The organism is Vibrio litoralis DSM 17657 (assembly GCF_000426765.1).
Lineage (GTDB): Bacteria > Pseudomonadota > Gammaproteobacteria > Enterobacterales > Vibrionaceae > Vibrio > Vibrio litoralis.
On the sequence record NZ_AUFZ01000017.1, the window covers coordinates 66,325 to 90,584 of the forward strand.

Annotated in this window: 21 protein-coding genes; 17 read left to right on the forward strand and 4 right to left on the reverse strand. The window is 41.9% G+C overall.

Annotation, left to right across the window (positions count from 1 at the left end; all coding sequences use genetic code 11):
• Positions 1–320 precede the first annotated feature (320 nt).
• Positions 321–2,507 (reverse strand): TonB-dependent hemoglobin/transferrin/lactoferrin family receptor, encoded by a 2,187-nt coding sequence (locus tag K358_RS0105770; RefSeq protein WP_027695929.1) that lies wholly within the window; start codon positions 2,505–2,507, stop codon positions 321–323.
• A 264-nt stretch (positions 2,508–2,771) separates the two neighbouring features.
• Between K358_RS0105770 and K358_RS0105775 the strand changes: the two genes are divergently transcribed.
• Positions 2,772–3,665 carry a LysR family transcriptional regulator gene (locus K358_RS0105775; protein ID WP_027695930.1) on the forward strand — a complete coding sequence of 298 codons (894 nt, stop codon included), beginning with the start codon at positions 2,772–2,774 and terminating at the stop codon, positions 3,663–3,665.
• A gap of 52 nt (positions 3,666–3,717) precedes the next feature.
• Here K358_RS0105775 and K358_RS0105780 read toward each other — a convergent pair whose 3' ends face one another.
• Positions 3,718–6,399, reverse strand: a complete 2,682-nt coding sequence (locus K358_RS0105780; RefSeq protein ID WP_027695931.1) for a bifunctional acetate--CoA ligase family protein/GNAT family N-acetyltransferase — start codon at positions 6,397–6,399, stop codon at positions 3,718–3,720.
• Positions 6,400–6,628: 229 nt separating this feature from the next.
• On the opposite strand from K358_RS0105780, the gene K358_RS0105785 reads away from it, so the two are divergent.
• Both K358_RS0105785 and K358_RS0105790 read left to right on the forward strand, forming a co-directional pair.
• The gene (locus tag K358_RS0105785) at positions 6,629–7,258 is read left to right on the forward strand and encodes an SPOR domain-containing protein (RefSeq protein WP_027695932.1); all 630 of its coding nucleotides are present in this window, start codon (positions 6,629–6,631) and stop codon (positions 7,256–7,258) included.
• A 282-nt stretch (positions 7,259–7,540) separates the two neighbouring features.
• Positions 7,541–8,539: a D-alanine--D-alanine ligase gene (locus K358_RS0105790; RefSeq protein WP_156888691.1), complete on the forward strand. Its 999-nt coding sequence runs from the start codon at positions 7,541–7,543 to the stop codon at positions 8,537–8,539.
• 38 nt (positions 8,540–8,577) lie between these two features.
• On the opposite strand, the gene K358_RS0105795 is transcribed toward K358_RS0105790, so the two are convergent.
• Positions 8,578–9,546, reverse strand: coding sequence for a tyrosine-type recombinase/integrase (locus K358_RS0105795; protein ID WP_027695934.1), 969 nt, complete (start codon positions 9,544–9,546; stop codon positions 8,578–8,580).
• Positions 9,547–9,776: 230 nt separating this feature from the next.
• Here K358_RS0105795 and yciH point away from each other — a divergent pair, with 230 nt between their 5' ends.
• From yciH to phnE (K358_RS0105830), 7 genes are all read left to right on the forward strand, one after another.
• On the forward strand, positions 9,777–10,088 hold the full coding sequence (gene yciH, locus K358_RS0105800; protein WP_027695935.1) for a stress response translation initiation inhibitor YciH: 312 nt from the start codon (positions 9,777–9,779) through the stop codon (positions 10,086–10,088).
• 34 nt (positions 10,089–10,122) lie between these two features.
• Entirely contained in the window at positions 10,123–11,541 is a 1,419-nt protein-coding gene (locus K358_RS0105805) for an MATE family efflux transporter (protein ID WP_027695936.1), read from the forward strand.
• A 34-nt stretch (positions 11,542–11,575) separates the two neighbouring features.
• Positions 11,576–11,986 carry a cystatin domain-containing protein gene (locus K358_RS18130; RefSeq protein WP_051241213.1) on the forward strand — a complete coding sequence of 137 codons (411 nt, stop codon included), beginning with the start codon at positions 11,576–11,578 and terminating at the stop codon, positions 11,984–11,986.
• Between the two features lie 298 nt (positions 11,987–12,284).
• Positions 12,285–13,160, forward strand: coding sequence for a phosphonate ABC transporter ATP-binding protein (gene phnC / locus K358_RS0105815; protein ID WP_027695937.1), 876 nt, complete (start codon positions 12,285–12,287; stop codon positions 13,158–13,160).
• A 53-nt stretch (positions 13,161–13,213) separates the two neighbouring features.
• Positions 13,214–14,134, forward strand: a complete 921-nt coding sequence (phnD, locus tag K358_RS0105820; RefSeq protein WP_027695938.1) for a phosphonate ABC transporter substrate-binding protein — start codon at positions 13,214–13,216, stop codon at positions 14,132–14,134.
• A gap of 99 nt (positions 14,135–14,233) precedes the next feature.
• The gene (phnE, locus tag K358_RS0105825) at positions 14,234–15,109 is read left to right on the forward strand and encodes a phosphonate ABC transporter, permease protein PhnE (protein WP_027695939.1); all 876 of its coding nucleotides are present in this window, start codon (positions 14,234–14,236) and stop codon (positions 15,107–15,109) included.
• A 1-nt stretch (position 15,110) separates the two neighbouring features.
• A complete protein-coding gene (phnE, locus tag K358_RS0105830) occupies positions 15,111–16,004 on the forward strand; it encodes a phosphonate ABC transporter, permease protein PhnE (protein WP_027695940.1) in 894 nt (297 codons plus the stop codon).
• A gap of 39 nt (positions 16,005–16,043) precedes the next feature.
• Here the strand turns inward: phnE (K358_RS0105830) and K358_RS0105835 are convergent, their stop codons facing one another.
• Positions 16,044–16,721 (reverse strand): glutathione S-transferase, encoded by a 678-nt coding sequence (locus K358_RS0105835; RefSeq protein WP_027695941.1) that lies wholly within the window; start codon positions 16,719–16,721, stop codon positions 16,044–16,046.
• A gap of 156 nt (positions 16,722–16,877) precedes the next feature.
• On the opposite strand from K358_RS0105835, the gene K358_RS0105840 reads away from it, so the two are divergent.
• From K358_RS0105840 to phnK, 7 genes are all read left to right on the forward strand, one after another.
• Positions 16,878–19,175 carry a peptidase U32 family protein gene (locus tag K358_RS0105840; protein WP_027695942.1) on the forward strand — a complete coding sequence of 766 codons (2,298 nt, stop codon included), beginning with the start codon at positions 16,878–16,880 and terminating at the stop codon, positions 19,173–19,175.
• A 358-nt stretch (positions 19,176–19,533) separates the two neighbouring features.
• On the forward strand, positions 19,534–20,229 hold the full coding sequence (gene phnF / locus K358_RS0105845) for a phosphonate metabolism transcriptional regulator PhnF (RefSeq protein WP_027695943.1): 696 nt from the start codon (positions 19,534–19,536) through the stop codon (positions 20,227–20,229).
• Positions 20,230–20,697 carry a phosphonate C-P lyase system protein PhnG gene (phnG, locus tag K358_RS0105850; protein ID WP_027695944.1) on the forward strand — a complete coding sequence of 156 codons (468 nt, stop codon included), beginning with the start codon at positions 20,230–20,232 and terminating at the stop codon, positions 20,695–20,697.
• Between the two features lie 55 nt (positions 20,698–20,752).
• Positions 20,753–21,433, forward strand: a complete 681-nt coding sequence (gene phnH / locus K358_RS0105855; RefSeq protein WP_027695945.1) for a phosphonate C-P lyase system protein PhnH — start codon at positions 20,753–20,755, stop codon at positions 21,431–21,433.
• A complete protein-coding gene (locus tag K358_RS0105860; protein ID WP_027695946.1) occupies positions 21,424–22,533 on the forward strand; it encodes a carbon-phosphorus lyase complex subunit in 1,110 nt (369 codons plus the stop codon). Before phnH ends, K358_RS0105860 begins: the two co-directional genes overlap by 10 nt.
• On the forward strand, positions 22,526–23,422 hold the full coding sequence (locus K358_RS0105865; RefSeq protein WP_027695947.1) for an alpha-D-ribose 1-methylphosphonate 5-phosphate C-P-lyase PhnJ: 897 nt from the start codon (positions 22,526–22,528) through the stop codon (positions 23,420–23,422). The genes K358_RS0105860 and K358_RS0105865 overlap by 8 nt, the downstream gene beginning before the upstream one ends.
• On the forward strand, positions 23,416–24,255 hold the full coding sequence (gene phnK, locus K358_RS0105870; RefSeq protein WP_051241214.1) for a phosphonate C-P lyase system protein PhnK: 840 nt from the start codon (positions 23,416–23,418) through the stop codon (positions 24,253–24,255). The genes K358_RS0105865 and phnK overlap by 7 nt, the downstream gene beginning before the upstream one ends.
• Positions 24,256–24,260 lie beyond the last annotated feature (5 nt).

Genomic DNA, 24,260 nt, shown 5'->3' on the forward strand with positions numbered 1-24,260 from the left:
ACTTTAGGGCTACTTTTAGTCTACTTAAATCTGGGGAAAAACATGTCATTATCACTAGGTCTGATCATTGCTTTTATTGTTGCAAGTGCAGTAATGGTAAAGCATGAGATGTCTAAACAATCATAATTTATAATCATTTACATACACTTTAATACTACTTTTAGTGTAAATTGATTAACTTAATAAAAGTCAGCGATTGCTGGCTTTTTTGTTGCCTGCCGTTTATACATTGTTCTTAAAAAGAGTATTCAGCATAGTAGTGAAACAAAAAGGCTCCTATTGTGAAATAAGAGCCTTCATTTATGGTTTAAATTGGGATGTTAAAATTGGTAATCTAAACTGACACCCCAGTTGCGACCTGGTTGAGTATAAAAATCAACATTCTTTGATCCCGGCGTGTTACCACGTTCTAGATCAGAGTAATGCCAATATTTCTTATCAAACGCATTAAATAAACCCGCACGAAGCGTTAAATCATTAATAGGGCGGTAATACGCAGTTAAGTCCACCAAAGTATATCCCGGTGCATCTTTATATTCATCGTTAGACCAATCATCTTTACTCGCGGCCATTGTGACGTTAAGTAAGCCACCGAATACGGAGTTAAGGCTGTCATAACCTAAACCAAGATTACCGGTTAGTGGAGCCACAGAATCAAGGTGCTCACCCGTGTCTTTATCTCGACCTTCGGCATAAGCAACAGAAACCTTGGAGTAGAAACCTTGTGGTGCACCGAACGCGGTATCTAACATGGTTGTTGATGAGAATTCCGCACCATAAATCTCCGCTTTGTTAATATTTTCTTTAGTATACTTATCTTTGCCACTGCTCGCATCAGTACCAAGATTAGTATCACTGATAAAGTCAGAGTAGTCATTATAGAAACCGACAATTTCGAAACGAGTACTTTCACTACGGCCACGGAAACCCGCTTCATAAGAAATGCTCTTTTCTGGTTTTAGATCTGGGTTAGGTTCAACAATCGCTCCTTGATTATAAAAATAGTAAAGATCATAAACAGTAGGAGCTTTAAAGCCTTGGCTTATTTGAGCAAAACCACTGAACCCATCACTGAAGTGATATACCGAACCTAATTTACCCGTCACAGCATCACTATCACTATCTGGGTAATCGGTAGCAAATCCATCATCGGTTTCAGGTTCTGTTTTAAACGAATCATAACGAATACCGGCAGTTAGGATTAAGCGCTCTTGTAAAAAGAAAGCTTGGTCTTGGAAGTAGATCCCCCATTTGGTCAAGGTCGCATCTGGCATTCCCGTGCTACCTGGTCCAACGGTACCTAAATCATATTTATAATCAGTATTATCCAATTCAAACTTATCGTGAATAAAAGAGGCACCATAAGTAAATTGATGATAATGGTTATTAAATTCAACAAGTTTATCGAATTGAGAATCAAACTGAACGCTTTTATCGGTAGCGTCACGTTCACGCATTCGCTCGCCACTGCCCATCATGCCAGTGGTAGTGTCATAGTTCTTACTTAAAGAATCGCTTTGTTGGTAGTTAAGCGACCAATTTAAGCTATCAGCAACCGCAGCATCCATTAGCCATTGATGGTTAACCCCAACACGTAGTCGCTCTGATTTATCCTCATTATAGCTATTAGAATAAGTGATCATTGGGCCCATACCGGGCATTGAAATAGAGTAACCATCGTATGACAATTCATCTTCATCGTAATTTCTCAGGTAGTACTCTAACGAGACACCAATACGATGAGCTTCATTCACTTGATAATAAGCTTTAGCAAGTAGATTACTAATATCTTTATCAGCTGGATCCGCTTGGCCACGTCCAATACCAGAAATATCATCACCATCAGAGTGCGTTTCAGTTTCTTGGCCATCAGCATAAGTCATCATTAGTAGAGTTTCTAAATCACCATATCTCATCGCCCATGTAAGGGTATTTTTCAATGTTTCATCGGCTGAAGTATATGAGGATTTAAGACCAAAACGATTTTCATCGCCGTCGGTTACTAAAACATCAGAAGGATCTTTGGTTTTGAATAGTACTGCACCGCCTAGTGCATCAGAACCATAAAGGGTAGAAGAAGGGCCTTTATTCACTTCAATCGCGCTTAAAGTATCGACTTCGATATTGTTAGGGTAGGAGCGTTGTTCGGTTGCTCCTGGGTTGTATGGAACCGGTTGTTCAACACCATCGACCATCACTTTAACGCGTGAATCTTCCATTCCTCGAATGTTGTATCCCGAGATGCCAAATCGACCTGTCCCTTCAGCATCAACCCCTGGGGTATATTTCAATGCTTGCTGTGGATCAGTCGCCATTTGATTATCGACATCATTCGACGAAACCGTTTTAACCGAAGAGGACACATCCTTGATGTCTTGCTCAGTTCGAGTTGCTGAAACAACCACTTCTTGAAGCGCAGTTAATTCTTGTGCCGCATAAGCTGCTGGAGTTAAAGTGGAAGCAATGGTAATTGCAAGTAATGTTGGTTTTAATTTGTGGGTGTACATATAGTTATTCCATTCCCTATGTTTAGTGTTGAATGCATTCTAATAAATAAGAATGATAATAACTATCATTTGTATTGCAGTAATAAGTAAATCCCTCATGTAAATGGTTAGTGGATAAAGATAAATTCATTTAAAATCAACAAATTGAACTTCACATGCAAAAGTTCACTTATACGTCATCCAGTTGCGTAAGTTGTGATCTTCTTCACATTTAATGCAATCTTTAATGAATAGGTGCTCTGAATTAGCGTAAGGAAAAATGATTTGAACAACAGTATTACACTAGAAGCACTGCAAGTATTAGATGCCATTGCTAGGAGAGGTAGTTTCGCTGCAGCTGCCAACGAATTGAATCGTGCGCCATCATCTTTGAGTTATCAGGTGCAAAAGCTAGAACAAGATCTCGACCTTGTTATTTTTGATCGTTCCGGCCACAAAGCAGTATTTACCGATGCAGGTCAGTTACTGCTAGAAAGAGGGCGTTCGATTCTTTCTGCGGCGCATGAATTAGTCGAAGATGCCAATATACTGGCACACGGCTGGGAATTAGAAATCTCCATTGCTTATGATTTGCTGCCGGTTGAATTTTTCTTTCCATTAGTGAAAGAATTAGAAAACCATTCAAAAACTCGGGTTAAAATACAAGAAGAGATTCTCGCTGGCTGTTGGGAAGCTCTAACTTATGGTCGTGCCGATTTGCTAGTTTGTGCAAAGATGGAACACACGCCGATTGATTTAAAAATTGAATCTATAGGGACGATTAATATGGTGTGGGTGGCCGAACCGGGTCACATCGTTCATAAGAGAACGTCGACCTTTGACCAAACGACTCGTAACAAATATCGTGCCATTGCGGTTGCTGATTCTGCGCGGACCTCTCCGGTATTAAGTAAGAATTTAGAAGATGACCAGCCTAGATTAACCGTCAGTAATTTCCCCGCCAAAGTAGAAGCCTTATGTGCAGGATTGGGAATAGGTACACTACCGATGCATATCGCGGAACCGCTAATTGAACAGGGTAAACTCAAAGTGATTGAAGGTAGTGATGCTCAACTGGTAGAAATGGTGATTGCATGGCGACGCAACAAAATGGGCAAAGCGAAGTCTTGGTGTATTCAGTACCTTAAAAAGCACTGGAAAGTCGCCAACCTTCACTAAGATCAACAGGCCCTAGACAGCTGGCAGTGGATATAAAAATACCCACTGCTTTTTAGAGAATTAAAAGCATATCAACAATGTTATCTTCAAAGTGGGTTTCTGTTTTGAAGTTCAACTTTTTGGCTAACTGCACCATACCTTTGTTAGATGGCATTGTTATTCCGGTTAAGCGAACAGTGCCTTTGGTTTGACTATAAGCAATGAGTTTTTCCATCAGCAATCTTCCAAGCCCAATGCCTTTTAAGTCAGAACGAATCAAAATCGAGAACTCTGCGTCATAGTTGTGAGAATCGGCGATCACTCTAGCAACACCTAGTAAGATCTCTTGGTTTTGCTCATTAGTTTGTGTGGCAACAAAGGCCATTTCTCGGTCGTAATCAATTTGAGTTAAATTGGCCAAAGCCTCGTGATTGAATTCGCCAACATCTGAGAAGAAACGCTTATACAAATCCTCACGAGAAACTTGGGTGATAAACGAAGCCATCTTTTCTTCGTCTTCTGGTAATACTGGACGCACCAAACAACGCTGGCCGTTCTTAAGTTGTGTCACTTCTTCATGTTCGACCGGGTAAGGCTTAATAGCTAAACGTTGCCTTTTATTGCCATTGGCAGCTCGTAACTCTAAGCGGGCATCAATAACAGTAAATTCATTTCCTGCGGCTAATAGTGGATGCAAATCTAAACTAAGAATTTCAGGATTATCGATAACCATTTGCGATAAACGAACTAATAGTTCACATAAAGCGATAGTATCGACTGGATTTGGCAGCTGTTCTAATCGCAATTTGCCAACCCGCATAGCTCGTATCACTAAGTAACGTGCTAGTGCCATATTTAAAGGCAATAGGGCAACCGAAGCATCTTCAGTCACATCCCATTCCGTACCGCCTTGACCTAGCATGATCACCGGACCAAAAATAGGATCGGTTTCGATGCGAATTCTTAACTCTTGCGAACCGGCTCGACTTGCCATGCTTTGCACCGAAACGCCATGAATTAAGGCGGAAGGATAGAGTAGTGATGTTCTATCCATAATAGCTTGAGTGGCACTAGCAACTTCATTGGCATTGCGTAAATTCAGCATTACGCCTTGCACTTCTGATTTGTGCACAATATCTGGGGAACGTAATTTCACCGCTACCGGATAACCAATTTTTTCACTGATATGCACCGCTTCACTGGCATCTGAGGCTAACCACGTCGGAAGCACCGAAATGTTATAACTTTTTAGTAAGCCATCAATTTGATGAGAATCAAACAGGCTAATCGATTCTTCAAGCTGGGACTGAATCCAACTTTGCGCTTGTAATAATTGCTCAGGATTGCGTGATTCAACAGAAGAAGGGGTTTCCATTAATTGCCTTTGATTACGTCGGTACTCGACCAAGTGCATATAAGCACCGACCGCACCTTCTGGGGTTCGATAGGTAGGAATACCCGCCTGAGTAAACAAGGAACGCGCTTCTTTTGCCGTGCTTTCACCAGACCAATTAGTCAAAATATTAAAACGTCGACTCTTTTTATGCTGCTTTATCGTTTCAATCAAGGCTTGAGCGGTTTGTGTTGGATGAGAAATAGCAGAAGGGCTGTGCATGACTAATATGGCATCAATCGCATCACTATCGAGCAGAATATCCATTGCCTTTGCATAACGCTGACTATCCGCATCACCAACAAGATCAATAGGGTTACTGTGCGACCAGCTTGGCGGTAGGATTTGATTTAATTGCTCAATGGTATCTTCTGTTAATGTCGCGAGCTTACCGCCACGGTGAATCAATTCATCAACCGCCATAATACCGGGGCCGCCGCCATTGGTCATAATCGCTAAACGCTCACCACGTAGTGGAACCGAATGAGTCAAGGTTTCTAAAGCGGCAAACAGTTCATGCGTATTGTTTACTCGTAGCATGCCAGAGCGCTTAATTGCAGAGTCATAAATAATGTCGATGCTTTGCTGGCCACGCGTATGTAGTGAAGCGGCTTGCTGACCTTCAACACTACGTCCTGATTTTAAAACCAAGATCCGACGATTACGTGACGCGCTCCGAGCTGCTGACATAAAGGCTCTGGCATCTTTAATCGAGTCAACATAAAGCAAAATAGCGGAAGTTTTACTATCAACAGATAAGCTATCTAACAACTCAGGAAAATCTATATCAACGGCATTGCCAAGCGATACAAAAGCCGAGAAACCAATTTGTTTATCAGTCGCCCAATCAAGAATGGTGGTACACACTGCCGCAGATTGAGAAATAAAGGCAATGTTACCTTGTGACGCTGTCACTGGGGAGAGGGAGGCATTTAACTTAGCCCAAGGGAGTATTAATCCCAAACTGTTAGACCCTAACACTCGCATACCCGATTGACGTGCGATAGCTAAACACTCTTCATCGATACTTTGCGCTGAATCTTGCTCAGATTGGTACATATCCGATGAAACCACGATCACCACACCAGCACCTTTAGCTGCTAATTCAGTAAAAATAGCTTTATTGTATTTCGCTTTAGTACAAATGATGGCGAGATCGGGAATCAGTGGTAACTGATCAATACTAGAATAGGCAAGGACACCACTCACGGATTGATACTTTGGGGTCACTGGCATGATAGCGCCTTGAAAACCACCACTGAGCAAATTTTGCATAACGATAGAACCGGCGCGAAAAGGGCGCTGTGAAGCACCAATCACCGCAACAGACTTTGGCTTTAACAGTTTATCTAACGTTAGCATTCTTCCACCTGATATTTATACAAAACTTACCAATATCATAATCAATATTAACGTCGAATCCGCTTCACAAGAGCATCAATGTGATCTATCGCTATAATTAATTATCCTTAAGTAACCTCAATGGAAAATAAATTTACAAACATATTACTTTCACCCCCTTAATCACCTTGATATTCCGGTATGTCAGAGGCATGATATTAAAAGTTTTTTATAACACTTTGGTCTTACTATGAAAAAAATAGCTATTATCTCTCTATCCGTTCTATTTTTAGCAGCTTGTTCATCGGCAAATTACGATGACGAAGTGTCTACAGAAACGTATCAAGAAACTTATAAAACCGATGAAGTATCTCAACCAATCACTGAATCTGAAGCGCCTTTAGAGCAAGATTTCACTGCAGATTCAACCCAAGCAGCAGAACCAAGCATGGTTGAACCAGCGGCACCTAAAGCACAGACAGAATCAGGTAAAAAAGTCGTTAAATTGAGTCCTCCAGCGGAAGAAGAAACCAAAGCAGAATCTTCTGAATCAACCGTTAAAGTATTTTACCCAGAACAAAATGATGTTACTCAACCAGCAGCGGGTAACTACCTTGTTCAAGTAGCGGCTCTGCAAAGTGAGAAATTCTTAACCAATACAGCAAAAGGCTTGCCAGAAAATCAGCCTAAGTGGGAAAACGTAAAAACAGTTAATGGTAAACAATGGCACAGCTTATTATTTGGTAACTTTAAAACGGCAGAAGAAGCGAAAGATGCCATTATGCGACTACCGGCAAGCTACCAAAACATGGGCCCATTTGTGAAAAGTGTAAAATCGATTACTAATTCACAGTATCCAACGCTGAAAAAACTACCATAAGAGATTAAAATTCTAAAACTATACCCAAAGTAACTGGAGTTGCAGTGAGGCGACAAGTGAATGAGGCCCCATGAGTTTAGCTTGCCTAAATGATTGGGGTGAATGAACGCAGTCAACAAAGCTGCATCTTCAAGTACGAAGGGTATAGAATAAAAAACAAACAAAGGAGTGCTGACGCGCTCCTTTTTTATGATGATTTAGGACTTTAACGCGATTTTGTACTGCTCTTCGAACGATAAAGCATTATGATTAATCTATAGCGTTAACATAAACAGCGTCGACATTAAGATGATAAATATTTTACTTTTATGTGGTGGTGGCTCTTCTGAACATGAAGTGTCACTGGTTTCAGCCCAATACCTTGAGCAACAACTTAATCTCACTCCAGATTTCAACGTCATTAAAGTTGAAATAAAAACAGACGCTTGGTTTGTTTCTTCTGGAGAGAAAGTGGAACTGGATATTGCTCATTCTTGCTTAAAAGGCGAAGATTTCCCTTCACATGCAATTGATTTTGTTGTGCCTTGTATTCATGGTTTCCCCGGTGAAACTGGCGATATTCAATCCTTGTTTGAAATGGCCAACATTCCATATTTAGGCTGTGGCCCAGAAGCAAGCTCTAATAGCTTTAACAAGATCACTTCAAAATTATGGTATGACGCTTTAGGCATCCCCAATACACCATATCGTTTTTTAACCGAAAACAATGAGCAGTCAATTCAAATTGCTGAACAAGTCTTTGATTTATGGGGAAAGGTTTTCGTTAAAGCGGCAAGACAAGGCTCATCAGTAGGTTGCTACAGCGTGACTGAAAAAGCCAAGTTAGCACAAGCAGTTCGCGAGGCATTTACTTACTCAGATCAAGTGCTTATTGAAAAATCGGTAAAACCAAGAGAATTGGAAGTTGCTGCCTATCAACTTGATGGCGAACTGGTGATCACCAAGCCAGGTGAAGTCATTGCGCCCGACGGTGTGTTTTATACTTACGATGAAAAATACAGTGCAGATAGCCACTCATCGACTGTATTAGAAGCTCAAGGGCTTAGCGACGCTGAGCAACAGGCAATTCAAGACTATTCACGTAAAGTATTTACGCATATGAATTTGAAGAACCTGTCACGTATTGATTTCTTTTTAACCGAAGAAGGCGATATCTACTTAAATGAAGTGAATACCTTTCCGGGTATGACGCCAATCTCCATGTTCCCTAAATTAATGGAACATAACGGTCATAAGTTCAGTTATTTCTTAGAAAGCTCGATTAAAAGCAGCTTAAAATAAGCCTAATCACGTAAAGCTCGGCAATAGATAAAAGCTGGTTAATCCCAGCTTTTTATTTTTTTAAACACAAGTTGTTCAGATTCTGATAGGGCATATTTACCAATATACTGAGCCGGCATAACGGCACTCGTCCAACGCCCCAACTGCTGAATTTGTCGTAAATTATAACCTTTCTTATATAAATCCTGACTGGCTCCAACTCGGCTTGATTGCCCAGAAAACGCTAGATGCTGAGGTAGGTTAAGAAGATCACTCGCTCGGCGAAATACGCGATAAATTGATGAATCATTTAACGATTCGCTCCCTAGGTTGCCATGTTTATCGATTCGACAAAATAAAGCACCTTGGTACTCATCGCCCAACACAGTTAACCATTTTTGAAGTAATTGGCTAGTTCTTGGGGTCAGCTGATAAGTATTCTCTCCAATCATCAACTGAGCACATTCATCACTAGATAAATCTAACTGTTCTAATGTTAAGTCTCGCAATTGCCCACGCTTTAAAAAACATTCAAACATTAGGCTATATATCAACAAATCACGCAGATCTTTTATTGAATCACTTTCACCTAAGCATTTAAATAGTTCATTAAGATGCTTTTCGGTAAAAGGAGTCGCTTGAGCGGCGTCACCTTTTTTCATATTACGTAATGCCGATAAAGTGAAGTGTATTTGTCTATGGTTAGTCGGTTCTGGAAGTGAATGTAAGCGGTGTATTAAACCAATAGTTAAGCTGTAGCGACGGATAGAGGCATATTTTCTTTGCTTGCCTTCATGCTCTAAAAATAAGCGAATAGCAGTCACCGAAGCGGGCAGCGGATTGACATGACGAGTGATACAAAATTCAACAAAGCGATTCCAATCATTAACCATCGAAAGCAAAGAGTTATGCGAATATAGGCTGTGAGTTAACTCGACAAAATCTTGATAACCAATCGGTTTGGAAAACAATTTAATACTTTCTTTTAATTGGGCAGGGTCTGACATCAATGGAATGTTCTTTCTCATCATTTACCTTACTAAATGAGCGGTAGTGCATACTGAAAATAGCATCTTGTAGTGACTTCTTATACTATTATACCCAAAGTAATTGGAGTTGTAGTGAGGCGCCAAGTGAGTGAAGGCCCATGAGCATAGCTTGCCTATTCGATTGGGGGGAATGAGCGCTGGCAACAAAGCTGCAGCATCAAGTACGAAGGGTATATAGAAAACAAATAAACCGTAATTAAAGAGGCCTTATGTCACTTGTATATTCAACCGAAGTCGGTCGTATTAAACCTGAAGAAGAAGTTAAACAACGACCAAAAGGCGACGGTATTGTTCGCATTCAAAGAGAAACCAAAGGTCGTAAAGGCAAGGGCGTTTGTATAGTGACTGGTCTTGATATGAATGATACCGAATTAAAATTAATGGCTGCCGAGCTAAAAAAAGTGTGTGGCTGCGGTGGTAGTGTGAAAGATGGCACCATTGAAATTCAAGGCGATAATCGAGATAAAATCAAAGCTCATCTAGAGAAAAAAGGGCATACGGTTAAACTGGCGGGCGGTTAATCGCTCATTTTCTTTCTCACCAAGAAGCCCATTTATGAATCGTCAGAATATGTTTGAAGGCTCTATCAATAGGGCCTTACTTTCCTTAGCTGTTCCAATTGTTCTTGCCCAAATACTTCAATCTGCTTATCAACTCACCGATGCATTTTGGGTTGGCCGTTTAGGCGCGGCGCAAGTTGCTGCGGTATCAATAAGTAACCCTGTCACTTTTCTGGTAATTGCACTCGGCGCAGGGCTAGCAATGGCTGGCGCGACGTTATCTGCTCAGTATATGGGGGCAGGAAATAAGAAAATGGTCAACCATGTGGCCGCCCAAACCATGTTGATGGTAGTCGTCACCGCAATTGTTTTAGGGCTCACCGGTTATGCTCTATCATCACATTTTTTAACGCTGCTTGGTGTAGAAGAGGCGGTGTATCACGATGCACTAGACTACATGCACGTATCGTTTATTGGTGTGATATTTGTTTTCACCTATGCCATGTTTCAATCAATCATGCGTGGTATCGGGCAGGTAAAAATCCCACTGATTATTGTGTTTGGTACGGTGATTCTAAACTTCGGACTTGATCCTCTTTTCATCTTTGGCTTAGGTAGCTTTGAAGGATTAGGGGTAAAAGGCGCAGCATTAGCCACCTTAGTCACCCAAGCTATCGCCGCAGTAATTGGCATGTGTATTTTCTTCCGTGGCAAACATGGTATTCACTTAACCCTAACCAGCTTCAAACCCGATCTGTCATACATTAAAAGGGCATTCTTCTTAGGCGCACCAGGCTCGGTTGAACTTTCAGCAAGAGCACTAGGCTTAATGATTATGTCTTTCTTAGTGGCAAGCTTTGGCACTGTCACCATTGCCTCTTATGGAGTAGGCTCGACCATTCTGCAAATTGTCACTATTCCGGCTATGGGGTTATCGATGGCGGTCTCTACGCTTGTTGGACAAAACATTGGCGCTAAGAACATTGAAAGAGCATCACAAATCACAATCTTAGGCACGATTTGGGGCTGGGTAGCGTTGACCATCCTAGGTATTTTTGCCTACATTTTTGCTCCGCAATGTGTTGCTTTCTTTATTCCAGATGATCCACAAGTGATAGAGCATGGCGCTCAATTTGTTAGAACTATGTGCTTAACCTGGGGCTTTATTGGTGTGCAATTGTGTGTTGTGTCAGCGTTTAGAGCATCGGGGAACATGCTTAATACCATGCTGATCTCTTTGTTTTCCCAATGGGTCGTACAGTTTCCATTGGCTTATATATTGTCAAAGCATACTCAGCTTGAGGCATCAGGAATTTGGTGGTCATTTGCGATCACCAATATCGTTGTTGCGTTATTCTCTATCGCTTGGTTTGCAAGGGGCAGTTGGAAAAACAAAAATCTAACCGAAGATGACAAACAAATTGCTAAAATTACTGACGAAGCCTATATAGAAATCGATGAACATCGTACATAATGTCCCAAGTAACTAGAAAATTTAAGGTTTTACTATGTATAAGAAATTACTTGCTGTATCTGCAGCCGCTATCGTTTTATCTGCATGTAGCTCATCAGAGCCAGAACAAGAAACTAATCCAGAATTGAAAGTTCAATGTGAAACGGCTCAAGGGCTCGTTGGCGGTTGGCAAAAAGCTGAAATAACGCCAGAAGCGAAGCAATCTGCATCACTAGCTATCGCAAGTATGGAAGGAAACCACACGCTCAAAGAGATACTTTCTGTTGAGCAACAAGTTGTGGCAGGAATGAACTATAAAGTTACATTTACCGTAGATGATGGTACCGCTTATGTTACTAAAGTATTTCGCAACCTACAGGGTGAATACAAAATAGTGAGCTTGCAGCCAAAACAACTGGTTAATGAATGCGTTGAACAGCAAACTGAGAGAGCTCAAGAGAAGTAATTCCGTTCTCAATAACCTCAGCTACTGTAAATTAAACATCCCCAAAAAAACCTAATGCGCGTTAGGTTTTTTTGTTTTAGAGCTCAACATCACAAAAAATGAATTTATACGGTCAAATTTTCAAAAATATATGTCCATTCATCTAAGCTCCGGCTTTCCCCGCCTAGCAATCACTTGTCGACCTTATTTTCTCACCTCCGAATCTTAATATTTCAATTCCGTCACTTATTTGTATTTAAAGTGTCACAGTGTTTCTTCTTAATTCATATCAGATTTGAGAATTAAGAAGAATGAGATTATGTACCAATCAAATGATAGTAACGCGCTAAATTACTTTATCGCTCCTGAGCCAGTTTTTGAACAAGACAATGATCTTAGTGATCAAATATCACCAAAAATTAAAGCCAAAAAGCAGGTTTTGTGCGTCAAGCAACTCACCAAAGCCTACAAGGGTGGTAAGAATGTATTAGATAACATCAGTTTTGATTTATATGAAGGTGAGTTTGTTGCGGTAATTGGTCGCTCTGGTGCAGGTAAATCAACCATGCTACACACCTTAAACGGTACAATTAGCGCCAGCTCTGGTGAAATTTTAGATGTCAGTGGTGAGCATGAAAATGTCATCACCATGCCTCGTAAGCAGCTACGACACTGGCGCAGCCAATGCAGCATGATTTTCCAAAACTTCTGCTTAGTACCTAGGTTAGATGTCATCACCAATGTCTTACTTGGTCGCTTAAGTCATACCCCAACATGGAAATCCATGTTTAAAGTCTTTGATGATAAAGATCGTGTAAAAGCGATTGAATTACTGAAATGGCTAAAAATCCTCCCTCACGCTCTACAACGTGCAGAAAACCTCTCTGGCGGCCAACAACAGCGCGTCGCTATTTGTCGAGCCTTGATGCAAGAGCCAAAAATTTTACTGGCGGATGAACCCGTTGCCTCGCTCGATCCTAAAAATACCACCCGTATCATGGACGCTCTGCAAAAAGTCAGTGGGGAGGGTATTGCCGTTATGGTAAACCTGCATTCCATCGAATTAGTTCACCAATACTGCACCCGCGTGATTGGGTTGGAAAAAGGCAAAGTAGTGTATGACGGCGCACCAGCAGGGTTAACCGATGACATTCTCCATACTCTCTACGGCGATGAAGTCGACCAGTTATCTTGATTCAGATTCTATGTTTAAAAACACACTTAAGTTCAATTGGAAAGGAACACACAATGAAAAAAGTATTACCCCTTGTTGCGATTATCGCTGGAATATTTGCCACTTCTGTACAAGCTGCGCCAGAAATTAACCTTGGCGTATTAGGTGGCGAGAACTCGACCGCACAAATAGGCAATAACCAATGCGTAAAGACTTTTCTAGAAGATGAAACTGGCGCAACAGTTAACATTCGCAATGCTTCAGACTACAGCGCCGTCATCCAAGGCTTACTGGGCGATCAAGTCGACCTAGTATTAAACATGTCACCGAAATCTTTTGCATCGGTCTACTTAAAAGATAGCAGTAAAGTCGAATTGGTTGGCATTACCACCGATGATACCGACAACTCGAAAGGCTACCATTCCGTGATTCTCGTAAAAGCTGATAGTCCTTATCAAAAACTCGAAGATTTGAAGGGTAAAGTATTCTCTTTCGCTGACCCTGATTCCACCTCTGGTTTCTTAATCCCAAATAATCAGTTTGAACAAAAGCTTGGTGGCAACATGGATAATCAATTTAATGGCTTCTTCAAAAAAGTCGGCTTTTCTGGAGGCCATGAGCAAGACATTCTCGGTGTATTGAATGGCCAATTTGATGGTGCGGTAACGTGGACATCAATGGTAGGGAATAGTGAGGATGGTTATTCCGCAGGCGCATTGCGTAAAGTCAAAAATAATGGCTTTGATGACCTCATGTCTAATGTCCGTATTATTTGGGAATCGCCTTTAATCCCTAATGGCCCAACGATTGTGCGCGGCAATATGGATCAAACGTTAAAGCAAAATCTTATTGCCGCAGTCAAAAAGCTAGATAAAGAAAACCACTCATGTTTTGTTAAAGCAGCAGGCGGAAAACTGCATCTAGAAGATACATCGATTGCGGAATACCAATCGGTGATTGACCTAGTAAAAGCACAGAAAAAAACGGTTCGTTAATCCACTTAACCTGGCCACTTATTTATTCGTCTGACAGTAGACCTTTAATAGTGGCCAATTTTTCATCTTTGATGCCTACATTACAACGGAAAAATTATTTTGGATAAGCAGTTTGAACATTATTATCACCAGGTGCGTTCAAAGCAAAAGCGTGATGCTTTAATGTGGTCAGGTCTATTTATGTTGTTATACCTGACATCTGGCTACTTCGCTGAATTTAGCTTGGCAAAGGTTATCAGCAGTGCACCACATTTCTTTGATTATTTGGCTGATACGGTTCCCGTTCTAAAGTGGGATGTCCTGTTTGATGGGCGTGATGCCAATGGCCATGCGGTTGAAGGCTCGCTAATTTATTGGGGATATAGGCTACCAATTCAACTGCCATTATTGTGGGAAACCTTTTGTGTTGCCATTGCAGCAACGGTAGTCTCAGCCATTGTTGCGACTTTTTTAGCTTTCTTTGCCGCCAATAATACTTATGCTCCTGCTGGAGTACGTTGGGCCATCCGGTCCTTTGTCGCCTTTTTACGAACGATGCCAGAGTTGGCCTGGGCAGTTATGTTTGTTATGGCTTATGGTGTCGGCGCCTTACCCGGTTTTATCGCTTTAGCATTGCATACTGTTGGCAGTTTAACCAAGCTTTTCTATGAAGCAATTGAAACCGCATCTATGGATCCAGTCAGAGGCTTGCGTGCCTGTGGCGGAAACCGATGGGAGAATGTTCGTTTTGGCATTTGGCCACAAGTAAAACCCATCATCATGTCATACAGCTTTTTAAGACTAGAAGTAAACTTCCGGTCATCCACCATTCTGGGGTTAGTTGGCGCTGGCGGAATAGGGCAAGAACTAATGACCAATATAAAACTCGACCGCTATGATCAAGTCAGCATGACACTACTGCTCATTATCATAGTGGTATCACTTCTCGATTCTATTTCTGGTTACTTACGCCAAAAAGTATTAGGGGAATCATAATATGATAGCCAATACCCAGTTCGATCATAATGTAAATTTAGATGTTTGGCGTGAAGAGCATCAAGCCATTTTTTCTCAGCAACAACGCTATCTAAAGAAACTTGCGATAATTGGTGTCTCAATTGTACTGTTCTACCTATTCTTCTTTAATCAGTTCGGCGTTAACAACCAAGTTTTCATCAATGGCAGCCAACAGTTAATGCGTTATTTTTCAAATATGTTTGTTTGGAAAGATTTTTCTAACTGGCCATTCAGTTATTACTACAGCCAAATATTAATTACTTTAGCGATTGTATTTGGAGGTACCATTACCGCGTCTTTGGTTGCGCTTCCTCTTTCATTTTTTGCTTCTCGCAACATTATGAAAGGGCCGTTTACAATTATTGCCTATACGCTGCGTAAAATTTTTGATGTATTACGTGGCATTGATATGGCGATATGGGGCATGATCTTTGTTCGCGCGATTGGCATGGGGCCATTAGCCGGGGTGATGGCGATATTTATTCAAGATTTAGGATTACTGGGTAAATTATTTGCAGAGGGGCACGAAGCTGCCGATGAAAAGCCTTCTCGCGGTCTAACCGCCGTAGGAGCGGCAAGCCTACAAAAGCATCGATTTGCTATTTTCACTCAATCATTTCCAACTTTCTTAGCATTGAGCTTATATCAAATTGAGTCGAATACGCGTTCTGCCGCCGTACTAGGCTTTGTCGGGGCTGGCGGTATTGGTTTAGTCTATGCTGAAAATATGCGTTTATGGAACTGGGATGTAGTAATGTTCATTACCTTAAACTTGGTAGTGATTGTGATGATAATGGACATGATCTCATCCAAACTACGACAAAAGTATATTGTTGGAGAAGACGTTCCGCTGTTTGAAAGAAAACAACGATAATAAACTGAAATTGGAGAGAAGCATGTTCTTCCCTCCAATTTAACCTGCTTTGGATTCCATCAAAATATCTCTACGATTAACCAGCCATAACTCATGCTTTGTCATCACTTTACTGAACATTTTGCTCTGTAAGTATTGATTTAGCCATTGTCGCAATTTGGGATAGGGCGACTGTAGATACCACTGCCTTTCCACTCGGGCAAATTGACGAATAAAGGGCAGTAAGGCTAAATCGGCAAGGCATTCTTGGTCGGCCATTAAAAAGGAATGTTGAGTTAAGCGATCTTCTAATTCACAAAGGTATTTCTCACAGGCTTGTCGACATGCAACTAGGTTTGGTTCGTGGTAACGCTTAGCTGCACGGTAGGCTTCCAAACACGGTTTAAACTCAGTATCAAACTGGTGAATAAGACCGCGTATCGAATCTAACATATCCGGATTCGTGCTCAACAATAAATCCTCTGGATCATTTTCACTCAGCGCCCATAACATCACTTCTGAGCTTTCTTCTATTACTGTGCCGTGACTTGTGACAACAACTGGAACTGTGCCTTTTGGTGAGACTTCTAACATTTCAGGCGGTTTATCACTTAATACTATATCGCGCAGTAGCACAGGTACTTGTGAACGATATATTGCCATTCTCGCTCGCATGGCAAATGGGCAGTTTCTCAGAGAGTAGAGGACAGGTAACGATCCACTTAAGTTTGTATTCATTATGATTTCCTCTACGCTTATGGTTCAAATTAATCACTTCCCTGATAAAAATACCGCGATTAAACCAAAGATAATAGATTAATTGCCCCCAATGATACTCATCATCTACAGATCAAGGTATCATGCCGCCTTTAAAGTTATACGAGACTCCGAGTTATGAATCCAAAGATTGAATTATTAGCCCCAGGTGGCGATATTGATGCCATTAAAGCCGCCATTATTGCAGGCGCTGACGCCGTTTACTGCGGCCTAGATACCTTTAATGCCCGTAACCGTGCGTCTAATATTTCCTTTGATCAACTCGTTGGCGCGATCCGACTCGCTCACCAATATGATTGTAAAATATTTCTCACTTTGAATATTGTCATATTAGAAAGTGAATTTAAAACGGTCGTTAAGCTGCTTAACCGCCTTGCCAATACCACACTAGATGGTGTTATCGTACAAGATATAGGTTTATTGTACGTATTGCGTGAATACTTCCCAACGCTTGATATTCATGCCTCTACTCAGCTAACGACTCACAATGTAGGCCAAATTCCGTTTCTTAAAAAGCTCGGTGCCAGCCGTGTCAATTTATCACGAGAAATGAACCTACGTGAGATCACCGCGATCACTAAGGTTTCTAATGAGCATGACGTACTCGTGGAAGTATTTGTACATGGTTCATTGTGTGTGGCGTTTTCTGGGTTATGTTATTCAACATCAGCTACCGCTGGTAACTCAGGTAACCGCGGTCGTTGTAGCCAAGCCTGTCGTGAAGAGTATGAAACGACGGAATCAGGTCACAATTTTCCACTGAATATCAAAGACAATTCCGCTTTCTTCGATCTACCGGCGTTAATCGACGCGGGCGTTCATTCATTTAAAGTAGAAGGGCGCATTAAAGGCGCTAGCTATGTTCATACCGTTATCGACAGCTTCCGTAAACAAATCGATGGCTATATAGAAACAGGTGAACTGACTCAAGATGGCGAGCGTTTATATAAAGTATTTAATCGTGATTTTACCAATGCCTTCTTACGCGGTGATTTAAACCAATCTATGTTTATTGATAACCCTCGTGATAACTCAAAAAATCACATTATCGATAAATTTAAAGCCGACAAAGATGAAATCATTTCAGTGGTGCAGATCTTTGATGCTAAAAAGCAATTGCATGAAGAAAAGCAACAGATCAACGCTACGGTCGATGAAAAAATCGCGCAAGTCAGTATTGAGAAAATAAAACTTAAATTGCATTTCGCTAGCCAAAAAGATCAACCTTTAACGCTTACCGTCACGACAGAGCAAAATGCAAGTGCACTTCCTAATAGCCCAGCGACAACAAAGACAGCCGTATTCACTTCAAACAGTTTAATGGCTGAAAGTGAGAAGCTGAGTGTCGATAAAGAGGCAGTTGAGAAGCGCTTCAAAAACATTAATAACGCTAACTATGAACTCGTTGAGTTCGATGTAGAGCAAGTTGCCGATGGATTAAGCATTCCATATCGTGAAATTACCGCGCTTAAAAATGAATTACTTGCTTACTTGAATGACGGCATCAAGCCAGTAGCAGAAGTCACACTACCTAAACTTGAACGTCATGCGAAACCAGCCGATCAAAAACCGGAACTGTCGATTCTTATTTGTGATGAAGACGATGCTGCGTTGGTGGGTGAAACTGATGCTGACATCTACTTTAAACTACCGGATGCCTACAAGCGCGGCTGCACAAAATTCGTGACATTTTTCCAAGAGAATCCACGCTTAATTCCGTGGTTCCCACCAGTATTAATTGGTAAAGACTTCGATGTTGCACTGAATATTTTGCAAGAAGTAAAGCCTGAGCTAATCGTAACCAACAATACCGGTATTGCTTATCATGCTGAACGCTTAGGCATTAAATGGATTGCAGGGCCACTGTTAAATACAACCAACTCTTACGCGCTTTTATCATTCCAACAGAACTTTGGTTGTAGTGGTGCGTTTATTTCAAATGAGATAAGCCGTCAACAAATCCGCCACATTGCAAGACCAAAGAACTTCAAAATGATGTACAGCATCTACCATCCAATCTTGTTGATGGCAAGCCGTCAGTGCTTCTTCCAACAAAGTGTCGGTTGTGAAAAACCACGTATCGATAATGGTTGTATGTTGTCATGTGATAAAAAGACGAGCATCAAAAATTTAAAAGGTGACTCTTTCGCGATTGATAAGCAAAAGGGCGGGTATCCAAGCATTTATAACCAAGATCAGTTCCTAAACACCGATATTATCGATGATTTAAGCGACCTGTTTGATGGCTTCATGATTGACCTTACCGAGATTGGTGCTGGCAATAAGCAATTACCAAGCAAAGTAGAGCTTATTAAACAATTTGAAGCTGTACTAAATGGTGAAACAGCCGCTAGTCAGGCGCTCTATGAAATGGTGCCAAGCTCGACCAATCAGCAATATCACAATGGGTTGTAAGCGTTAGATTAACGTTAACTACACCATAAACATCGAAAGCCAGTTACCGAGTAGGTGCTGGCTTTTTTGTTGATTAAAATTTTAACCCAACATCAGCAAGTTCATCTATCTCATGAACCTTATGTGACAAACACATCTAGACAAGTTCCACGCAACTGCCTTTAAAAACCATTTAAGCATTAATAATCAAATGGTTAATAAACCCAACAAGTCCTCGATCGACATTTCTTCGACATAAAACAGCCATGTAACTGTCATATTTCACCATCAATATGGGTTTCAACAGCAAGCGAAAGTCGTTTCTTTTTTGCTTGTCTAGATAAGTCGCAAGGTCTGTGGCCTGAGGGAGTGGAATGACATGTCGGTGTATTTAGATATTGCCCATACGCTGGAGCAAGAGATCTCTAACCAATATTCCGCTGGAGATTACTTGCCCTCGGAAAAGATGTTGGCAGAGCGCTTTGATGTGAATCGACACACGGTTCGTCGAGCGGTTGATGAATTAGTCATACTTGGCAAAGTTCATCGTCAACAAGGCAAAGGTTGCATGGTACTTGCTCAGCCAGTGAGCTATCCATTACATGCCAATGCCGCTTTTACCAGTAATCTAATCGATCAAGGTTCTCTGCCTCGTAGCGAAGTGCTGAAAGCACAATTGATCAATGCCAATTCGGATTTAGCACAGCAACTCAATGTTGAACTCGATAGTCGTATTATTCACATTCGAACTTTACGTAAAGTCGATGGCAAACCAATGGCAATGATTGAGCAATACCTTGCCAATCTAAACTGGTGGCCAGTGTTGCAGAACTTCAAATCAGGCTCTTTACATCAATTTTTACGTGAACATTTGGGGGTGAATCTAACCCGTCATAAAACACGAATCAGTGCCAACCCACCCAATAATCAAACTTGTCGACTATTGCAGATAACTCCTTCGTTGCCGTTACTTACGGTGAAAACCCTTAATGTGATCAGCGGAACCAATACTATAGCGGAATATTCCTGCTCAAGTACTCGTTCTGATCTGATGGAACTTGTTGTGGACCATTAAATGAAAACTGATGAATTAACCGCCCAAAACCAAAGCCAACGTCAGCAATGGATGTCTGCACTGGCGACAGCAGATTTCGAGCAACTGAGTGAGCTTTGGAAAAGCCAATCTTTTACGCCTAATTATCAGCTGATCCGAGCACCAGAAATCGGTTTAGCTCAAGTTCAGGCTCGTATGGGCGGAACCGGAAACCGCTTTAATGTTACCGATGTCACCGTGACCCGTTGTGTCGTCAAACTAGAAAGTGGCGATCTTGGTTATAGCTACTTATCAGGTCGAAACAAACCTCATGCAGAGCTTGCCGCAGTGATTGATGGCTTGATGCAATCAGAGACTTACCAGCAAGAATTAATGATGAGCGTTATTGAACCACTACAAACTACTCGGGCGCAAAAGCATCAACTCCGTCAGCAGCAGGTGGCGATCAGTAAAGTGGATTTCTTTACCTTAGTAAGAGGTGAAGACTAGATTCACGCTGAAAATCAAATAACGGAATACACAATTTTATTAATTAGGAGTCCACATGAGCGCAATAGCCGCTGGTTTTGGCGACACCATACATGACAGTCAATACTGTTTTAGAGAATTACTCACCGCAATGTCACAACCTGGCACTTTGGTTGAGCTTAATTTAGCGCAAGGATTTGGCGGTATGATGCCAGCTTCTACACAAGTTTTACTCGCACTGGCCGATAACAGCACGCCGGTATGGTTATCCAATGCATTTGCCAGTGATATCGCCATCAAAGAAAACCTAAATTTCCACCTTGGCTGTGCAATTTTATCAAGTCAAAAGGGTGCGGAACCGTTATCAGAAATTCAGCAGAAGCCGAGCTTTGGCGTGATTAGTCAACAAGATATGGAGAACTTTGATTGGTCACAAACCTCATTTTATGTCGGATGTGAAGAATACCCAGACCGCAGCACTACCGTGATCGTAGAGGTCGCCGGCTTATCGACTGTACCTTGCTCGCTATCCGAATCTGATACTGAATCTCAAGTTGTTTTGTGTCTTTCAGGACCAGGAATTGAGCATGAGGCTAGGGTAGTCGTGCAATCTTTATCCCCGACAGCCATCAGCGCCATGTTATCGCAACGAAAAACGCACAAATTCCCATTAGGGTTAGATTTTATCTTGGTTAGTGGCGAGCAAGTTGTAGCACTGCCTCGCTCAACGACTGTGGAGGTGATGCCATGTATGTAGCGGTGAAAGGGGGCGAAAAAGCAATTAAAGCCGCCCATCAATTACAAGCGCAAAAACGCCGTGGTGATACCTCGATTAATGAATTATCAGTGGCGCAAATTCGTGAGCAGTTATCCGGCTCGGTCGATCGAGTGATCAATGAAGGTGGCATTTACGATAAAGATCTGGCCGCATTAGCCATTAAACAGGCCGCAGGCGATTTAATCGAAGCGATATTCCTATTACGCGCCTATCGAACAACGCTATCACGCGTGATTGTCTGTCAGCCAATTGATACCACCCAAATGCGAATCGAGCGTCGAATTTCCGCCACTTATAAGGATATTCCCGGCGGGCAAGTACTTGGCCCAACTTACGATTACACCCATAGACTACTCGACTTTTCGCTACTAGCCGAAGGAGTAGATCCGCAAGTACAACAAGATAATGCTCACGATTCACAGCAAGCGGAACCAGAAGCAAGCCCGCAAGTATTATCCATGCTAGAACATGCTGACTTGATGGTTACAGAAATCGATAATCAGCAAGCACCTGAAGATATCACGATGCAGCCGGTCAATTATCCAAGTGATCGTTCGGCGCGTTTGCAAAATCTAGTACGGGGCGATGAAGGTTTTCTACTGTCGCTCAGTTATTCCACTCAACGTGGCTATGGGCGCAATCACCCATTTGCTGGTGAGATTCGTAGTGGTGAAGTCACGTTGTCGGTTTGCCCAGAAGAACTCGGTTTTAATATTGAAATTGGCGATATTGAGTTAACCGAGTGCCAAATGATTAACGGCTTTGTGGGTAATAAACAAGACAAGGCGAAATTAACCCGAGGCTACGGTTTAACAATGGGATTAACCGAGCGTAAAGCTATGTCAGTCGCCCTGATGGATCGTGCCTTACAAGCGCCAGAATACGGTGAAGCGGTTGATGGGCCGGCTCAAGATGAAGAGTTTGTATTAGCACACGCCGATAACGTTGAAGCATCAGGGTTTGTATCGCACTTGAAACTGCCGCATTACGTCGATTTCCAATCTGAATTGGCGCTATTACGTGAAATGCATAAAGAGTATGAATCCAAGCATCAGCAAGGAGGCCAGAACAATGTCTAATCAAATCAGTTCGCTAATCTCAGTTAAGACAGACTCAACTAAAACAGTTTCAAACTCAGGTTATAACTACGGCTACTTGGATGAACAAACTAAGCGAATGATCCGTCGTGCATTATTAAAAGCAGTCGCAATTCCCGGTTATCAAGTGCCTTTTGCTGGCCGTGAAATGCCTATGCCTTATGGTTGGGGAACCGGTGGAGTACAAATCACCGCGACCATTATTGGTCAATCCGATACGTTAAAAGTAATCGACCAGGGCGCGGATGACACGACCAATGCGGTTTCGATTCGCTCATTCTTTGAAAATATCGCTGATGCCAGCACCACAGAGAAAACGGTTGAAGCGAGTATCATTCAAACCCGCCACCGCATTCCCGAAACGCCATTACAAGCAGGGCAGATCTTAGTCTATCAAGTACCGATTCCTGAGCCGCTGCGTTTTATTGAGCCAAGGGAAACGGAAACTCGAAAAATGCATGCATTACAAGAATATGGCGTGATGCAAGTGAAGCTGTATGAAGATATCGCTCGCTTTGGTCATATCGCGACTTCCTATGCTTACCCGGTGAAAGTCAATGACCGTTACATTATGGATCCTTCACCCATTCCTAAATTTGATAACCCGAAAATGGACAACATGCCTGCGCTGCAATTATTTGGCGCAGGGCGTGAAAAGCGCATTTATGCCGTTCCTCCTTTTACCAAAGTGCAGAGCTTAGATTTTGATGATCATCCATTTGAGATTCAGCAGTGGGATGAGCCATGCAGTATTTGTGGCGCTACCGATACCTTCTTAGATGAAATCATTATTAATGACCAAGGGGAAAGTACCTTTGTTTGTTCTGATACCGATTACTGCCGTCAAAATGGAGAGCAAGTGCCATGTTAACTTCAACTCAGTCTCAAGATTTATCAAAGAGCAGCTCACCAAGTTCTGAAAGCGCGTTATTGCGAGTACATAAACTCAGTAAATTGTACGCACCTGGCAAAGGGTTTAGTGATGTATCTTTCGAGCTTTATCCCGGAGAAGTGCTGGGTATTGTTGGTGAATCAGGTTCAGGTAAAAGTACCTTATTACAATCAATATCAGGCCGTTTAACACCGGATAATGGTGAGGTTCTTTATCTACAATCAGCTAGTGAAGGCAGTATTGAACAGCTCGAAAACTTATATCAAATGGCAGAAAGTCAGCGTCGCCATTTACTTAGAACAGAGTGGGGAGTCGTACACCAACATCCAATGGACGGTTTACGTGCGCGAGTTTCAGCCGGTGGCAATATTGGTGAGCGATTAATGGCCGTCGGCGAGCGTCATTATGGCGACATTCGAGATAAAGCATTGCAATGGTTGCAGGATGTTGAAATTCCAGCCGATCGTATTGATGGTATGCCAACCACTTTTTCTGGCGGTATGCAGCAACGATTACAAATAGCTCGCAACTTAGTCACACATCCGAAATTGATTTTTATGGATGAACCGACTGGCGGACTAGATGTTTCCGTTCAAGCGAAGTTATTGGATCTATTGCGCCGTTTGGTCAATGAACTCGATTTGGCAGTAGTGATTGTTACCCATGATTTAGCCGTGGCTCGTTTATTGGCTCACCGCTTAATGGTGATGAAACAAAGTCAAGTCGTGGAAAGCGGTTTAACCGACCAAGTGTTAGATGACCCACAGCATCCATATACGCAATTATTAGTCTCTTCCGTATTACAGGGATAACGGCA

Excerpts from the sequence above, each read along its gene's own strand:
- K358_RS0105770 (WP_027695929.1), bottom strand. The coding sequence starts at position 2,507 with ATGTACACCCACAAATTAAAACCAACATTACTTGCAATTACCATTGCT.
- K358_RS0105780 (WP_027695931.1), bottom strand. The coding sequence starts at position 6,399 with ATGCTAACGTTAGATAAACTGTTAAAGCCAAAGTCTGTTGCGGTGATT.
- K358_RS0105785 (WP_027695932.1), top strand. The coding sequence starts at position 6,629 with ATGAAAAAAATAGCTATTATCTCTCTATCCGTTCTATTTTTAGCAGCT.
- K358_RS0105795 (WP_027695934.1), bottom strand. The coding sequence starts at position 9,546 with ATGAGAAAGAACATTCCATTGATGTCAGACCCTGCCCAATTAAAAGAA.
- yciH (WP_027695935.1), top strand. The coding sequence starts at position 9,777 with ATGTCACTTGTATATTCAACCGAAGTCGGTCGTATTAAACCTGAAGAA.
- K358_RS0105805 (WP_027695936.1), top strand. The coding sequence starts at position 10,123 with ATGAATCGTCAGAATATGTTTGAAGGCTCTATCAATAGGGCCTTACTT.
- K358_RS18130 (WP_051241213.1), top strand. The coding sequence starts at position 11,576 with ATGTATAAGAAATTACTTGCTGTATCTGCAGCCGCTATCGTTTTATCT.
- phnC (WP_027695937.1), top strand. The coding sequence starts at position 12,285 with ATGTACCAATCAAATGATAGTAACGCGCTAAATTACTTTATCGCTCCT.
- phnD (WP_027695938.1), top strand. The coding sequence starts at position 13,214 with ATGAAAAAAGTATTACCCCTTGTTGCGATTATCGCTGGAATATTTGCC.
- phnE (WP_027695940.1), top strand. The coding sequence starts at position 15,111 with ATGATAGCCAATACCCAGTTCGATCATAATGTAAATTTAGATGTTTGG.
- K358_RS0105835 (WP_027695941.1), bottom strand. The coding sequence starts at position 16,721 with ATGAATACAAACTTAAGTGGATCGTTACCTGTCCTCTACTCTCTGAGA.
- K358_RS0105840 (WP_027695942.1), top strand. The coding sequence starts at position 16,878 with ATGAATCCAAAGATTGAATTATTAGCCCCAGGTGGCGATATTGATGCC.
- phnF (WP_027695943.1), top strand. The coding sequence starts at position 19,534 with ATGTCGGTGTATTTAGATATTGCCCATACGCTGGAGCAAGAGATCTCT.
- phnG (WP_027695944.1), top strand. The coding sequence starts at position 20,230 with ATGAAAACTGATGAATTAACCGCCCAAAACCAAAGCCAACGTCAGCAA.
- phnH (WP_027695945.1), top strand. The coding sequence starts at position 20,753 with ATGAGCGCAATAGCCGCTGGTTTTGGCGACACCATACATGACAGTCAA.
- K358_RS0105860 (WP_027695946.1), top strand. The coding sequence starts at position 21,424 with ATGTATGTAGCGGTGAAAGGGGGCGAAAAAGCAATTAAAGCCGCCCAT.
- K358_RS0105865 (WP_027695947.1), top strand. The coding sequence starts at position 22,526 with ATGTCTAATCAAATCAGTTCGCTAATCTCAGTTAAGACAGACTCAACT.
- phnK (WP_051241214.1), top strand. The coding sequence starts at position 23,416 with ATGTTAACTTCAACTCAGTCTCAAGATTTATCAAAGAGCAGCTCACCA.